The following is a 15,003-nucleotide window of genomic DNA, read 5'->3' as shown; positions in this document are numbered from 1 at the left end:
CCTCCTGGTCACTCTTCGACGGCGTTGCCGGCCGAGAACTGGGACAGCTTGAACACGACGAACTCGGCCGGCTTCACCGGCGAGACGCCGATCAGACACACCACCTGGCCGGCGTCGATGACGTCGGGCGGGTTGGTCTCCGCGTCGCACTTGACGAAGAACGCTTCCTCCGGCGCGGCGCCGAACAGCGCACCGTCGCGCCACGTCCGCGTGAGGAAGCTGTTGATCGTGCGGCGGATCCGTCCCCACAGGTCCATGTCGTTGGGCTCGAACACCACCCACTGGGTGCCGCCGAGGATCGACTTCTCGAGGTAGTTGAACAACCGTCGCACGTTGATGTACCGCCACGACGGGTCGCTCGACAGCGTGCGGGCACCCCACACGCGGATGCCCCGACCCGGGAACGCCCGGATGCAGTTGATGCCGTCCGGGTTCAACTGGTCGTGCTCGGACTTGGTGATGTTGAGCTCGAGGTCCAGCACGCCGCGGACGACCTCGTTGGCCGGGGCCTTGTGGACGCCGCGCGTGTCGTCGCTGCGGCCCCAGATACCGGCCATGGCACCGCTCGGTGGCACGAACTGGTTGGTGCCCGTCGCCGGGTCGAACACCTTGATCCACGGCCAGTACAGCGCAGCGAACTTGCTGTCGTAGCCCGCGACGTCGACGCGCCACTCCTTGACCTGCTGGGCGTTGAGGCCCGGCGGGGGATCGAGGATCGCCATGCGGTCGCCCATGAGTTCGCAGTGGGCGATGATCCCGAGCTGCACGGCCTTCACGCCGTCGAGGTCGAGGCCGCCCTGCTGGTAGGCCGCCATGACGTCGGGCGCGCACACCATCGTCACGTCCTCGATGGCCTCGAGACCACCGAAACCGGTGCGGTCGGAGGGATCGCCGACGTAGTCGTCGGGCGCCAGCCGGGGCGCGGGGGCCACCGCCGTTCCGCCCGAGAGCGAGATCGTCCCGGCGCTGGGCCTCAGATCGGTCAGCGAGCCCTTGCCGATCTCCTCGATGCGGATGAACTCCGACGTCTCGTTGACGGTGGTGACCACGGCGGTCTTCGCACGCTTGTCGGTGGTGACGTTCTCGAACGTCTCGACCTGCTTGCCACCCTTCTTCACCACCAGCGTGAAGGCGGTGCCGGCCTTGCCAGCCCCGCCGTCGTCGTCCCCGTTCTCCTTGACGTCACGGACCTCGAGCGACAGGTCGTCACCACCTGCGCCGGCCTCGATGGCGCTGACGCGGTAGGCCTCGAGACCCTGTTTGGTGCCCGAGGTGAGGGCTGCTCGCGCGGTCGGCTTGCCGTTCTCGCCGTTGCCGCCGATCCGCACCACGTAGCACGCACCGCCGCCGTTCTGGAAGTAGGCGTAGACGCTGTGCGCGAGGTACGAACCCTCCATGAAGGCACCGAAGGTGCCGGTGAACTGGGTCCAGTTGGTCACCAGCGTGGGCTGGTTCACCGGGCCCATCTGGGCGAGGCCGACGAAGGCCGCGACCGCGGTCCCGACACCTTCGATCGGCTTCGAGCCTGACTCGACCTCCTCGACGTAGACGCCTGGGGACAGGTACTGCGGCATGCGCAGCCTCCTCGTGCACGACGGTCCTGGTCCCGCGAGCGTCCACCCGCACTCCCCGAGGAACAACGCTCATCGGTGCCAGGCAGCGGGAACGTCCGGTTGCCCCTTGGGGCACAGCGACGGCGAACGGTCCTTCCGAACCTCGCCGTGGCGCCGCCGCCGGGCTACCGCACCTGCCTACCGGCTGGCTCCGCGGATGCGGGTGATCGCGAGGGCTGCCTCCCGGATCTCCGGGTGCGACCAGGCAGCCCGGGAAGCAGCCTCGTCGTGGCCTCGGTACTGCGGCCTCGCTGGATCGACGAACCAGATCGTCGGACGAAGCATGCCGGATCCGATCGTGAGGATCTTCGGCAACCTGGTATCGGCGACCGACGAGATCGCGTCCGCCAGGTTCTGCGCGATGCGATCGGGCCTTGGTGCCGTCGTCGCCAGCGTCCAGCTGCTGTCGCCGTTGACCTGCAGTACACCCGACCGTGATCGGCTGGCTCGCAGGTTCAGGTACAGGGTCCCACTCTGACGTCCGCCCTGCGAGATGGGAGCGGTCAGCCTCCCCGTGTCGGCGAAGCGTTCGGTGATCCGTTGTCGCACCGACTGTGCATCCGGCGTGGCCTGGCGGAACCTCCGCACGTCAGCATCCGCTCGCTGGAGCCAAGCCTCCTCCTCGGCCTCGATGATCGTCGAGGTCCTCGAGCCGGGGTACGCCTGGAGGAAGCCGTCGAGCCCTTCGGCGTGCGCTTCCATCGTCAGTCGGTCAGCTCGATCGATGCCATCGATCACCCGGCCGATGAAGGCGGCGATCTGCGCATCACCGGACGCCGTCGACGCGCGCTCGCCTTCATCCCAAGCCGCCATGCCGACGTCCATCGCTGCCTTGAGGTACGGCTTCATCGGCCCGGTGGCGTCGAGTGCGACATCGAGCAGCGACTTCATCAGGGCCTTCCCCATCGCTGCAGCGAGTCGGGCTTCCGCCTCCTGCTCGGATGAGAAGTCCATCCGGTTCTTGAAGAGCAGGAGACCTCGATCCAGGCTGCGGTACATGCCGCTCAGGGCCTGTCCCATGCTGGTGTGGATCCGCGTGAGGCGCGCATCGGGGGTGCTCGCCGACGTCGTGAAGTGCACGCCCTCGTCGTCTTCGAACGTGATCTCCACCGGATCCTCTCGGCGGAGGACACCCGCCCGCAGCATCTCCCCCCCAGCGCGCTGTCGCTGCACGATGGCCGCGACCGCCTGGTTCCCGGCCGTTCCCTGCAACTCCCGGGCGGTCGCGGGGAGCGGGCCACCTGTCGATCCCCTCGCGTCGGGACCCACACCGCGAACCGTCGAGTTGGCCGTGCTCGGAGAGACGTGCGGCGCACGTGGTGTTCCCGTGGATCGCGGGTCACGACGCTCTGCCCTGGCGCGCTCGGTCACTTCAACCTCCGCTCGTATGGGCGACCGGCCCCGTGTGCGGAACACGTGCTACCGGCCGGGTCGCGGCCATCAGTCGACCTCTTCGCCGAGCAGTTCCTCGTCAGGCTGACGGGCGACTCCCGGTTCCGAGGCTCCGGCGAGGGGGCTCGTCGAGTTCCACCTCGTCGTCGCGCTGGACGCCGCTCCTTCGTCACACCTCAGGGTGCGAAGGCGGTGAGGCCGGTGCATGAACCGAGGGGTCGTTCCCGGGGAAGCGTGGGTTGCCCGAACGGGCAGCATCGGTGCCGCACGTTGCCAGAGGGGATGGCGCTGGCTGTCGGCAGGTGCAGGATCGCTTGCCCTCTCGGCGACCCGACGAGGCAGCGGCTCGCCGCCGCCAAACTCGTAGAGTGTGCTGATGACCGGCGAGGGCAGGCTGTGAGCGAGCGAACGGCGGCGGCCCCGGAGCCCGACGTCACGCGCGATGCGTCGTCCGGGCACGACCGGCCCTCGCCGGAGCGCACGGTGCCCGAGGCGCTCGGGGGGCTCGTCGGGGCCGGGCGCGCGGTGACGGCCAGTTCGCTCCGTCCGCGAGCGTTGCTCGCCGTGCAGCTCGCCGCCGGCAACGCGGCCGCTGTCGCGATGCGGAGCCGGGCCACGCGCGGCGCGCCACCACCGATCCAACGCACCCCACCCGATGGTGGCGTCGACCTGGACCGACCGCCGGATCGCGACGAGGCGCGGACCCCGGAGGAGGTCGATGCCAGCCTCCCGGCGCCGCCGGACGCACCACCGGTGCCCCCGCACCCCGATCCCCCGCACCCCGACCCCCCGCCGCAGGCGTCGCAGCCGCCCGACGGCAACGGCACGCTCGAACCGTCGCCGGAGGACGGTGCGGCAGAGCCTCCCCGCCTGCAGGAACGGGGCACAGGTCAGGACGGCGAGGAGGACGTGGATGACCCCGGTGGGGCGGCTGGCACCTCGGCGCCAGCATCGATCCCGCGTGAGGAGCAGGAACATCAGCGTCCCATCCCGGCTCCCGCGCCCGGGGACAGCGCCGGCTCCGGTAGCGCGGAGTCCACGCCGACCGAGCCCCCCGCTTCCACCCCTGTCGAGGCGTGGGGCGATCCGGGCAGCTCGCTGCGCCGTCAGCGGGTCAACGACCTCCTCGTCGCCGGCCTGACCGGCGGAGCCAAGGACGGTGCGCTCATGGGCGGCGCCGTCACGGTCGTGAGCATGCTCGCGACGTCGCAGGCGAGCCGGATGCTCGCCGCGCGCGGCGTCAGCCAGGCCGCCAAGGCGGCCGGGCCGGTCGGGGCGGTCATCAGCGGTGGTGTCGCGGTGTTCGCCCTCGCCACGAAGGACTGGGAGCAGTCGGCCGCGATCCGGGCGCGCTGGAACCAGGGCGAGGGCGATGAGTTGACGGCCAACCGCCTCAGCGCCTCCGCCGAATGGCTCGACATCATCGGCAACGTGGTCGACATCGTCGGTGGCCTCGCCGGCATCGCCGCGCTCGCGTGCACGGGCTTGGCCTTCCTGACGGCCGGTGCCACGGCGCCGGCAGCGGCCTTCCTCGGCAAGGTCGCGCTCGGGGCGGGTATCGCTTCGTTGGTCATGGGCGTCATCAAGACCATCCTGCTCGGTCTCGCGCTGTACTACCGACGCAAGCACCTGCTCGAGATGGGCCTCGAGGATGTCGACGCGCTCGAGGCGCAGGGCAGCGCCCTCCGCGACGACGCCCAGGGGGTCGGTGGGTTCATGGGGGGCATGGCGGCCGCCGGGGGCGTCGGTGGGGGCAAGTGGCTCACCGGTAGGGGCGCTCGCGGGCTGGGGGGCATCCGGACACGTCGCGCGGCGGAGCGGGGTGTCTTCCTCGACCCACCGCCACCTCGCGACGCTCCGACGGTGTCAGCCAAGGCACGTCAACGCCTGGCGGAGGTCGCAGGCCCCGAGACCTCCGGAACGAGGCGGGCGGAGGGCACGCTCCGCGGCGCCGAGCGACTCGATACGGAGCTCGGCGGGACCTTGCCACCGCCGAGGCCGCAGACACCCGATGGCACACCGTCACGTGGCGGTCCGGCACCCGAGGCCCGCGACCCTGCAGCCCGACCGCCACGGTCACCTGACGGGCGCCCGCCCGAACCGCCGGGCCGCATCCCGGGTGACGAGCGGGCCTCGGTGCCGACCGAGCCTGCCGGCGGCCCGACGCCGTCCCGTGGCGCTCTGTCGCCGGCCGAAGGGTCCCGGCGTCTGGGCTTCATCGAGGGGCAGCGGGACCGGGAGATCTCGTTCTGGGGAAGGGTCCGCGACTCGGCCCGCCGTGGCAACGACGAAGGGCACGCCGCCACGATGCGGGCGCTCGACCGCTCCGAGCAGGCGCGCGTCGGTCTCGTCGACCGGTGGGCCGCGCGGCAGCGCGAGCGGGCCGGACAGCAGCCCGACGCCCCCGAACGGCTCCAGCAGATCGAGGCCGAGGCCACGACCCGGAAGGCGAGCGAGCGGCAGTGGGCCGAGGACCGACGTGCGGAGGCCCGTGAACGGCACGGCACTCGTCAGCGCGAGATCGACCAGCGCTACCAGAACCGCGAGGCCGATGCGCGTGTCAAGGCCGAGCGAGCCATGCAGGAGACGCGCGATCGTGTGATCCAGCCGGAGCAGGACGCCGCGGCACCGCCGACCCCGCGTCCGCCCGCCGGCGCCGACGCCTCGGAAGGCGGCGCCACCGCAGATGGGGTCGGGTCGGCGACCCCCGGCCGATCCCGGGCCGCTGCCTCCCGAGAGGTTGCCTCCTTCGTCGCGACGACCGGCCTGGCGGGCCAGTCGGCCGGTGGTGCCTTCGACGGGCTGGTCCGCGAGGGGCGTCTCGACTGGTCCCGGGTCCTGTCGTCGTTCCCCCTCGCGGCCGACGGCGTGGCGGCGCTCGTCGAGATCGTGTTCCCACCCCCTCCTGCGCCCCCGATGGGGGACTTCCCGGTACCACCGGCCGATGCCCCCGTGATGGCGTCACCGGACGAGGGACGGGAGGTCGTCGAACCGGTCCGGCCCCCCTACCCGGCGCCGCCGAGCAGTTCCCTGGAGCTGCAGCAGATCGAGATCGAGCTCGGGCAGCTCGAGGACGCGCAGCTCCAGGCAGCCGGCCAGCAGCAGGAGGCTCAGGAGGAGATCGAGGCGCGGACCGCCGACCAAGCGCGGCTCGAGCAGGCCAAGGCCGGCGCCGACCGTGGGGCGGAGACGAGCCAGGAGGTCGGCACTACCCTCGGCGAGCGGTCACGGACCCACCAGCAGGCCGAGCAGGAGCTCGAAGGGGCGCAGGGTGAGGCGGGACGCTACGAGCGTGAGTCGGGCAAGCTCGGCACGTTCGTGTCCCTGGTCCGTGGTATCGGACGCTTCGCATCGATCCTCACGATACGGGTGATGCCCAACCGGGCCCAGCGGGCAGGTCGGAGCATGATGGAGCGATCGGCGGAGATCGTCGGTGCGATCGAGGACACGAACCGGGACATGCGAACGGAACGGACCACGGCCCCACAGAAGCGAGCCATCATGGACAGCCGAGCCGAGCAGATCGGTGGGGCCAGCCAGCAGGCACCGGAGACCCAGCAGGACTTCGAGCAGACCAGCGACGACCTGCAGGCGATCGCCGACGCCACCGCCGAGCGCCGTTCGGAGGCGCAGGAGGTCGCCACCGGGAACCGCGAGGCCGAGTCGGCGGCACGAGCCCGCATGGCTCAGCTCCAGGCGCAACGTGCCGAACGGACCGCCGCCATGGAGCGCTGGGCGGAGGAGCATCGCGAGGCGCGGATCGAGGCGATCCAAGAGACGCGCGACCGCCTCGAGGCGCAGGACCACGACATCACGTCGGTCACTGGTGACGACTGATGCACACAGCCGCTCGTCTCCAGGCTGCACTCGACGCGCTGCGTGCGGGACACTTCGGCATCGCAGCTGACCGGTTCGTCGAGGTCGCCGCCGAGGTGACCGAGGCGCGGGACGCGAGCCGGGCCTGGCGCTTGGCAGCGACCGCCCGCCGGTTCGCCGGCGACGCCGAACCCGCGCTCGAACACGCTCGCCAGGCGCGGTCGTTCGCCATCGAAGGGATGACCCTGGGCGAGGCCGCGCTCGAGGTCGGCGAGAGCCTGCGGACGCTCGGCCGCTTCGACGAGGCGGTGGCCTCCTACGACGAGGCTGTCCAGCAGCTGGAAGGCTCGGCGCGGCTCGTCGCGAGGGGACGGCGTGCCCTCACGCTCGCGCTGGCAGGTCAGCTCGACCTCGCCGCCGACGAGATCGACGCCATCGCTCGTGACGTCGACCCCGCCGACGTGCAGCGTGGGTTCGAAGCGCTCGGCGAGGAGCACGGACGAGCGCTCGCCACGCTCGTCTCGGCGCTCGCCGCGACCCCTGCGGCACCGCCGGGTGATGACGGTGAGCGCTCCGACCAGGCGATGCTCCGCTGCGCCCGCCACGTGCTCGACGGTGATCTCGAGGCCGCCTACGTGGCGACCCTGGAGGCCAGGGAGGCGGCCCGGCTCACCGCCGACCCGGTCCGTTACGCGGCCGCCTGTCTCGCGCAGGCGGAGGTCGCTGAGCGACGTGACGACCGCGCACTCGCCTACGAGGCGGTCGCGGTGGGGTGGGCGACCCTTGCCCGGGGCGGGGATAACGAGGTCGCCCGGACGGCCTTCGAACCCGCGATGCAGGATCTCGTCGAGCGGTGGGGACGTGACGACTACCTCGCCATCCGGTCGGCCTACGATCAGCAACAGCGTGGTCAGGGGAGCGGTCACGCGCGGCCGTCGTGGGAGCGCGGCGGAGCGTGACCGGCGGGCTGGAGGCTCCTACTCGCCCTCGAGGTCCTCGAGGTCCTCCTCGCGGTTGACCGACGGTGCCGACGGATCCCGCGACGGCATCATCATCTCCTCCTCCTCGGGCTCCGCCTCCCGGGCGACCGCGGGTGCGGCGGCTGGCGCGGCGGCAGCGGCAGGCCCCGACCCCTGGGCGATCGCGTGGCCGACCGACTCCGCGTGCTGCTCGGCAGCGTCCGAAGGGTCACTGACCTGGCCCGGCTGCAAGCCGCTGGACCCGGTCCGCTGCTGGACCACGTGGGTCAGCTCGTGGCCGAGCAGCTGCTTGCCGCTGGTCGAGCTCGGGTCGTAGGTGCCCTGTTTGAAGAACACGTCGTTGCCGGCCGTGAAGGCGCGAGCGCTGACGGCCTCGTTGAGGTCGTGCGCCGTGCTGTCGGTGTGGACCCGCACGTCGGAGAGGTCGTGGCCGAACGCCCCCTCCATGTCGCGACGAACGGGCTCGCTCAGCGGCTGCCCGCTGCCACGTCGTTCCTGGATGGCTCGCGCGACGGACTCGTCGAGCTGCTGGGCGCTCGTGGCGCCGGACCGCTGGACGCCGCTGGTCACGATGCGGCCGATCGCGGCGTTGCCGAGCTGGGAGGGCAGGTCCGTCGCGGCCGTCTCGCTCCCATCGGTGCCATCGGAACGGTGGGGATGGTGGTGGGGACCTTCGAGGTCGTGATCAGGGGTCGTCATCGGGCACCCTCCTCGGTGGTGCGGGTGGTCACGAGGTCGTAGTACGGACCGAACTCCGACTCGGTCACGAGCCGGCCGAGCTTGCGGTACTCACGGGCCGTGGCGCGGACGAGGGTCTCGGTCGAGACCGGCTCACCTTCCACGGAGGCGGCGTAAGCAGCCGCCAAGGTCACGTTGCGGATGTCCCCGCCGGAGAGCTCGAACGCCTTCGCGAGGAAGTCGAGGTCGAGGTCGTCCTCCCGCGGCAGCGACGGGGGGAGGTGCAGCTCCCAGAGTCGGAGTCGGTCCTCCTCCTCGGGCTCGGGGAAGTCGATCAGGACGTCGATGCGGCGGGTGAACGCCTCGTCGAGGTTGGCTCGCAGGTTCGTGGCGAGCACCGTGATCCCGTCGAACCGCTCCATGCGTTGGAGCAGGTAGGCGATCTCGAGGTTGGCGTAGCGGTCGCGAGCGTCGCTGACGTCGGAGCGCTTGCCGAAGAGCGCGTCCGCCTCGTCGAAGAAGAGGATCCCGTTGACGTCCTCGGCCTGGTCGAAGATGCGTTCGAGGTTCTTCTCGGTCTCACCGATGTACTTGTCGACGACCGTGGAGAGGTCGATGACGTAGAGGTCGAGGCCGAGCTCGTGCGCGACCACCTCGGCCGACAGCGTTTTGCCGGTCCCCGACTCACCGGCGAACAGTGACGTGATCCCCCGCCCCTTGTCGGAGCGGCCACCCATCTTCCAGTCGTCGAGGACGGTCCCGCGGTGGCGGGCGCGCTGGACGATCTCGCGCAGCAGCTCCGTCACCCGGGTGGGCAGCACGAGGTCGTCGACGCTGGCCACCGGGGTGAGCCGGTGGGCGAGGTGTTCGAGACGCCCCGCGTTCTGCAGCCGGGCGCCGACCTGCAGGTCCTCGGCCGTGACGGGACGCCCCGCCGTGGCCGCCTGTCGTTGCGCCGTCTGCCACGCCCGGACGGCCTGCTCGGGCTTGAGCCGGAACTGGACGGTCGCTGCGGCGGCGTCCAGGCCACTGCCTAGAGGGACCAGGTCCCGCCAGAGCCGCTCCCTGCGTCCGTGGTCGAGCGGACCCGGGACGATCGTTGCGGGGACCTCGGTGAGCCAGCCCGCGTCCCACGCGCGCCGCCCGACCAGCACGACCGGTACGCGGGCGTGCCGAACCGGATCGAGCAGGCGAGCGTCGCGCTCGACGAGGTCGTCGATCACACCGGCCACCAGCCCGGCACCGCGGAGGGCGGCTTCGCGGAGCGCGTCCGCCAGGATCTCGCGGGACGTGCCGGCGTCACCCATCCGCGCGAGATCGACGCAGAGGCAGGGAAGCTCGGCGCCCGCCAGTCCGGCGACGCCCGCTGCCAGGCCCGCCGTCCGCGCTCCTTCCCGGACGTACACGACGGCGATGCCGGCGGCGATCGCTCGCGTCACGGCGAGGGCTTCGGCCACCGGGACCACCGGGACCTCGACCTCGAGCGCGGCGACCTCGGCGGTCGGGGTGTCGTCGCCGAGCAGGTGTGCCGTCACCCGGTCGGGGACCCGGACGGTGCGGGTGAGGAACGGGCGCTCCTGGTCGCCGATCTCGAGCAGGTGGCCACCCACCAGTGGGCTCTCGGGGAGGAACCGCTGGCGCGAACCCGCGTCGGTGAACCTGAGACCGAGGAGTTCGAACGCCAACCCGATGCTGCCCCGGCGCCGGGTCACGTCGTCGTGGAGGTAGCCGTAGAGGCGCTCGAAGCGGGGATCGAGGTCGGGGGCCATCGCCAGCAGGAGGAGCTCCACCTCGAGGGGATCGAGCGCGAAGGTCGCCGCGAGACGTCGCAAGCGGAGGACCTCGCCGCGGGCCTCCACGCCGTCGGCCCAGCGTTCGACCGCCGTGTCCTCGTGGGTGACGTCGAGAGGAGGCGCCGGTCCGGTGGCGGCGAGCAGGTCGTCGACCTGCTCCTCGGAGATGTACAGGCCGCGTAGGGGGTCGTCGGGCTCAGGATCGCCGGCGCGCCGAGCCTCGACCCGCCACCGCACCCGCCGTTCGAGCACGCTGAGGCGCGCCAGCACGTGGCGGACGGACGCTGCGCCCGGCACGCGGTCAGCGGTGGGCGCGTCGGGGGGTGGCGCTGCCACGGCGCCCGGGTCGACCTTGAGGACCATGCTTGCGATGGTGCGCCCGACGGCGTCCACCCGCAGCGGGGGAACGGGTCGAGGGCGGTGCACTGCCCGGTGCCCGAACGGGCAGTCAGCGTCGGGCGGTGAAGTTGGGCGGCCCCTGGGAACCCGGGACGACGAGGAGCGCGGCCTCCGGGGGTTCGTCGTCCTCTTCCGCCGGGGGAGCGGCCTCCGCCGCCGCATGCAGCACGCGGTCCCCGAGTACGTCCCGGTGGAACACCAGGACCGGCGTCGCGAAGGTGCCGTCGATCTCGGAGGAGGCGGTGGTGATGCCGATGCCGGGGAACCAGGTGAGCGACACGGTGGCGGCGGGAGGGAACCCGTCGCCGTGGGCCTGGACGACGCTGCCGGGTCGGGCGAGTGGCGGCTCGACGAACACGCGCGGCGTCACGGTGAACGTCGCGGTCGCGATGACCTCGGTCGGCGTGCCGCAGCGTTGGCACGCGGTCACCGGTCGCTCACCCCCGGCGACTCCCTCCGGGATCGTGACGCGTGTCGCGAAGGAACCCGCCGGTACAGCGGCGCCGTCGAGTGGTTCCCCGTCGAGTGGTTCCCCGTCGAGCAGCAGCGTGACCGCGAGCCCGTCGGCGAAGCCGGACCCCTCAACGTCGACCTCGGTCGTGACGGGTCCTCGTTCGGGGTCGAGTGCGAGCGTGACGTCCGGGTCGGGATCGGGGTCTGGATCGGGATCGGGATCGGGATCAGGATCGGGATCAGGATCGGGATCTCTCCCTGGGCGTGGGATCGTGAACCTGTCGGTCAGGCGGGTGTCGCCGCGGACCGAGCACGGGCTCTCCGCTCCGTCCTCGTCGAGTTGGATGGCCTCGACGTCGTAGGTGCCGGGTGAGCGGCTCGGCACGGTGAAGCTCACCGACCAGCTGACGATGAACGACTCGTCCGAACCCGCACCGGGCAGGACCGTCGCGACCTCGGTGCCGTCGAACCGCACGTGGATGCGGCCGCACTCCTCGTGGTGCCCCCAGCCGTCGCCCGTCGCGGTGGCCGTGGAACCGGCCGGCCCACGGTCGGGCACGACCCGGAACGCGAGCACGGTGAAGAAGGTGGCGGCGCGGATCTCGCACGCCGGCTGCTCGACGACGACGCGGTAGTCGCCGACCGGGACCTCGGGGACGGTGACGGTGGCGACGAAGGACCCGCCCTGGCCCCACGTGGCGGCGCCGGTCGACGCGGGCGTGGGCCCGCTGCCGTCGTCGAACGCGACCGTGACCGCACCGCACGTGGGCCCACCGAAGCTGCTGCCGCTCACCTCGACCTGCTGACCGGCGCCACCCTGGGCGGGGGTCAGCTGCGCGGACGGCGCGGGAGACTGGGCCGGCGAGGGGGACGCGGTCAACGTCGCGGCGGCAGCGACCAGCACGGCGACGATGACGGGCGTTCGACGTCGATCAGGCACCCGAGGCGACCTCGTGCCGGCCCGCTGGCTGGGTCGACCGATCGCTCGGCGTGGCGACGTCCAAGCCGAGCTCGTGCAGTACCTCGGTGTGCTCGGCTCGCACCCGGGCTGCGGCCGCCCGGTCGCCCAGGGCGGTGTGTGCCGCCTCCAACCCCTCCCACAACCGGCTGCGGTACCGGTCGACCCGCAGACCCGATTCGGCGACCGAGACGGCGGCGTCCGGTTCACCGTCGGCGAGGTGACGTTCGAGCAACCGCTGTGCGACCTGTGCGAACTGCGATCGGTACCGCTCGCGTGCCGTCGTCACCCACTCGCCGTGGCCGAGTTCGGGGAGCAGGACCCCGCGGTAGCTGTCGAAGGCGAGCTGCAGGGCGGCTCTCGCGCCTTCGGTCTCGTGCTCCCGGAGCGCGCGTTCGGCGTCGGCCGTCGCCTGATCGAAGGTGGCGACATCGCTGACCCCGCCCGTCGGGAGCGCCAGGACGTACGCCTCGCCGGTCCGTCGCAGCAGCGACCACTCACCGCGTGCCGCCTCCGGCTCCAGGAACCGCCGCAGCGTCGAGATGACCACCTGCAGCTTGGGCAGCGCCCGATCGGCGGCCGTCTCCGGCCACAGTTCCTCGATCAGTTGTTCCCGCGCGACCCGCACGTTCGGCGGGCATGCCAGCCGCCCGAGGAGGAGGCGCAGCTGCGGCTTCATCGCCTCGACGTCCACGGCCACACCCCCGACCATGATCCGGAGACCCCCGAAGCACGTCACCTCGGCGGCAGGTGCGGGTGGTTCGGTGGCGACGACGGAAGGCGTCTGCGGCGCGGGAAGGTGCACCCTCAGGTCGGCGGCCGCGGTGTGTGACGAGGTCGGATCCTCCCCGCTGGCACGGGCGTACGCCAGGTCGGCGATCGTCTCCGCCACCGGGATCCCGACCCGGCGTGCCAGCGTTCGGGCGTGCTGGGCACGCGATCGCGCATCAGGAGCGCCGAGGCCGGCCGCGGCCAGGGCCCCCCACGAGCGGGCCCATCCCTCGAGCGTCGGTGCGCGGAGGGTCTGGAACGCCTCCACAGCCTCGTCGAGCCAGCCGCGACCGTCGTCGCGACCCTGGAGCACCGACGCCACCCCGCCGACCAGCGCGGCGAGCGCCGGACCCCAGTGGTCGCCGTAGAGCGCCCCGGAAGCGCACAACGCCTGCATCTCCTCACGCCCGGCCTCGCTGTCCAGTTCGGCGACGATGCGCACCAGTCGGGCGCCCCAGGTCCAGCCGAACTGCTCCAGGATGTCGGCGTTCACGTGCAGGAGCGTCCGGTCGACGGAGCCGCCGCCCGCGAGCTCGGCGACGTGCGCGAGGACCTGGCCCGCGCTGGCGGTCGCCCGGTCGCTGAGCGGGTGGTCGCGCGCGAGGAGGGCCAACCTGGCGGTCTCCTCCAGCTGGCCGCCGAGCAGCGCGGCGACCGCACCGGCCAGGATGGCGACCGGCCGTCCGTCCGCGGTCGCCTGGGGGACGATGCGCAGCGGCGCCTCGCGGGTCGCCGACCGCAGCAGGCCGGCCACGCTGGAGGTCGGCGGCACGTGCGGGTCCACCCAGCAGCGGAGCTCCGCACGCTCGTCGCGGCACAGCAGCGCGCCCGGTGCCCCGCCGAAGGCCTCCTCGGCGGTGGTGTACGCGCCGATGGCGGCATCCAGTTGGCCATCGCGCCACAGGGTGCGGGCGCGGGCCAGCTGCAGCCAGGGATCGGACGCGAGCAAGGTCTCCGGCAGCTGGCGGAAGCCGGAGCTGGCGCGTGCTGCGGCGACCTCCTGGCCGTTGCTGCCGAGCAGCCGCTCGACCTGGTTCCACTCCTCGGCGCGAGCGTAGGCGTGGACCGCGTCGGTCAACGCCTGGCGCTCCTCGAGCAGCCGGCCGGCCTCGATGTAGCGGCGGCGGACGCCGGCCGTTCCCTGCTCCTCGAGCAGGGTTGTCTCGAGGTAGGCGCGGAGCACCTCGTGGTAGCGGTAGCCGTGACCGTCCTCGCAGGGGATCGTGAACAGCTGGCGGGTCGCAAGTTCGTGGAGGAAGTCCGCGCTGTCGTCCCGTCCCCGCAGCCGGTCACACCGTTCGGGGTCCAGCCGCCCGAGGACGCAGGTGTCGAGGAGGAACCGCCGCAGCTCGGCCGGCAGTCGCGCGATCACGTTGCGGGTGAGGTAGTCGCGGACCAGACCCGGCCGCGTGTGGAGATCGTCGATCAACCGGCTGCGGTCACCGGCTGGGAGCGCGTGACTCGCCAGGTGGAACAGTTGCAGTCCGGCCGCCCAACCCTCGGTTCGCTGGGTGAGCCGTGCGGCGTCCTCCGGCCGGAGTGGCTCGCGGTAGAGGTCGCGGAACAGGCGTTCGACCTCCCAGTGGCGCCACCGCAGCACGTCCGGCGGGATCTCGAGGACCTGGCCGGACACCCGGAGGTGGGCGAGGTTGAACGTCGGGACGCGACGCGCTGCGGCCAACAGCGTGATCCAGTCGGGCAGGTAGGAGATCAGGCGCTCCAGTGCCTGTTCCGCGGGGGAGCCGCGCAGCTCGTGCAGGTCGTCGATCACGAGCAGTGTGGCCTGGGGATCGGGCACGTCCGTGAGGTCCGCCACCGACGTCTCGAGGTCGTGCCAGCCACCGGCGAGCCCGGACACGACCCCGGTGAGCGCATGTTCGAGGTGCCGCAGGAGCACCGCTTCCTGCCCTTCGCTGCGCTCCGCCCGGTACCAAGCTGCCCTGCGGTCGCTCAGCGATGCGAACTGGGCGAGGGCGGTCGTCTTGCCGGCGCCGGCCGGTGCGGTCAGCAGGACGAACCGCTCACCCCCCGCCGGTTGCAGGAGGTCGAGGACCCGATGCCGGCACAGCGAGCCGTGCGTCGGCACGCGGAACTTGGCAGCCACGAGCGGACGTCCCGGCCCCATCGATGCAGCCACGATCCAGCCCTCT

General features: G+C 72.2%; 8 protein-coding genes. 2 read left to right on the top strand and 6 right to left on the bottom strand.

All coding sequences use genetic code 11. The annotated features are described in order from the left end of the window. Positions 1-8: 8 nt before the first annotated feature. Complete coding sequence (locus NITAL_RS20210; RefSeq protein WP_052668072.1) at positions 9-1,574, bottom strand: phage tail sheath family protein; 1,566 nt, start codon at positions 1,572-1,574, stop codon at positions 9-11. A 177-nt stretch (positions 1,575-1,751) separates the two neighbouring features. Next, complete coding sequence (locus NITAL_RS20205; protein ID WP_157041987.1) at positions 1,752-2,723, bottom strand: hypothetical protein; 972 nt, start codon at positions 2,721-2,723, stop codon at positions 1,752-1,754. Positions 2,724-3,401: 678 nt separating this feature from the next. On the opposite strand from NITAL_RS20205, the gene NITAL_RS20200 reads away from it, so the two are divergent. Both NITAL_RS20200 and NITAL_RS20195 read left to right on the top strand, forming a co-directional pair. After that, complete coding sequence (locus NITAL_RS20200; protein ID WP_052668068.1) at positions 3,402-6,842, top strand: hypothetical protein; 3,441 nt, start codon at positions 3,402-3,404, stop codon at positions 6,840-6,842. Then, positions 6,842-7,780 (top strand): hypothetical protein, encoded by a 939-nt coding sequence (locus NITAL_RS20195; RefSeq protein ID WP_052668067.1) that lies wholly within the window; start codon positions 6,842-6,844, stop codon positions 7,778-7,780. Before NITAL_RS20200 ends, NITAL_RS20195 begins: the two co-directional genes overlap by 1 nt. A gap of 18 nt (positions 7,781-7,798) precedes the next feature. Here NITAL_RS20195 and NITAL_RS20190 read toward each other — a convergent pair whose 3' ends face one another. From NITAL_RS20190 to NITAL_RS20175, 4 genes are all read right to left on the bottom strand, one after another. Next, positions 7,799-8,500: an eCIS core domain-containing protein gene (locus NITAL_RS20190; protein ID WP_052668066.1), complete on the bottom strand. Its 702-nt coding sequence runs from the start codon at positions 8,498-8,500 to the stop codon at positions 7,799-7,801. Next, the gene (locus tag NITAL_RS20185; RefSeq protein ID WP_052669848.1) at positions 8,497-10,635 is read right to left on the bottom strand and encodes an AAA family ATPase; all 2,139 of its coding nucleotides are present in this window, start codon (positions 10,633-10,635) and stop codon (positions 8,497-8,499) included. Before NITAL_RS20185 ends, NITAL_RS20190 begins: the two co-directional genes overlap by 4 nt. A gap of 85 nt (positions 10,636-10,720) precedes the next feature. Further along, positions 10,721-12,064, bottom strand: coding sequence for a hypothetical protein (locus NITAL_RS20180; RefSeq protein WP_052668064.1), 1,344 nt, complete (start codon positions 12,062-12,064; stop codon positions 10,721-10,723). Beyond that, on the bottom strand, positions 12,057-14,957 hold the full coding sequence (locus tag NITAL_RS20175; protein WP_052668062.1) for an AfsR/SARP family transcriptional regulator: 2,901 nt from the start codon (positions 14,955-14,957) through the stop codon (positions 12,057-12,059). The genes NITAL_RS20180 and NITAL_RS20175 overlap by 8 nt, the downstream gene beginning before the upstream one ends. Between the last annotated feature and the right edge of the window lie 46 nt (positions 14,958-15,003).

It is taken from the genome of Nitriliruptor alkaliphilus DSM 45188 (genome assembly GCF_000969705.1).
In the GTDB taxonomy this organism is placed as follows: domain Bacteria; phylum Actinomycetota; class Nitriliruptoria; order Nitriliruptorales; family Nitriliruptoraceae; genus Nitriliruptor; species Nitriliruptor alkaliphilus.
Note: the sequence above shows the minus strand (reverse complement) of the source record. Positions and strands in the feature narration are given on the sequence as shown.

Excerpts from the sequence above, each read along its gene's own strand:
- NITAL_RS20185 (WP_052669848.1), bottom strand. The coding sequence starts at position 10,635 with ATGGTCCTCAAGGTCGACCCGGGCGCCGTGGCAGCGCCACCCCCCGAC.
- NITAL_RS20190 (WP_052668066.1), bottom strand. The coding sequence starts at position 8,500 with ATGACGACCCCTGATCACGACCTCGAAGGTCCCCACCACCATCCCCAC.
- NITAL_RS20195 (WP_052668067.1), top strand. The coding sequence starts at position 6,842 with ATGCACACAGCCGCTCGTCTCCAGGCTGCACTCGACGCGCTGCGTGCG.
- NITAL_RS20210 (WP_052668072.1), bottom strand. The coding sequence starts at position 1,574 with ATGCCGCAGTACCTGTCCCCAGGCGTCTACGTCGAGGAGGTCGAGTCA.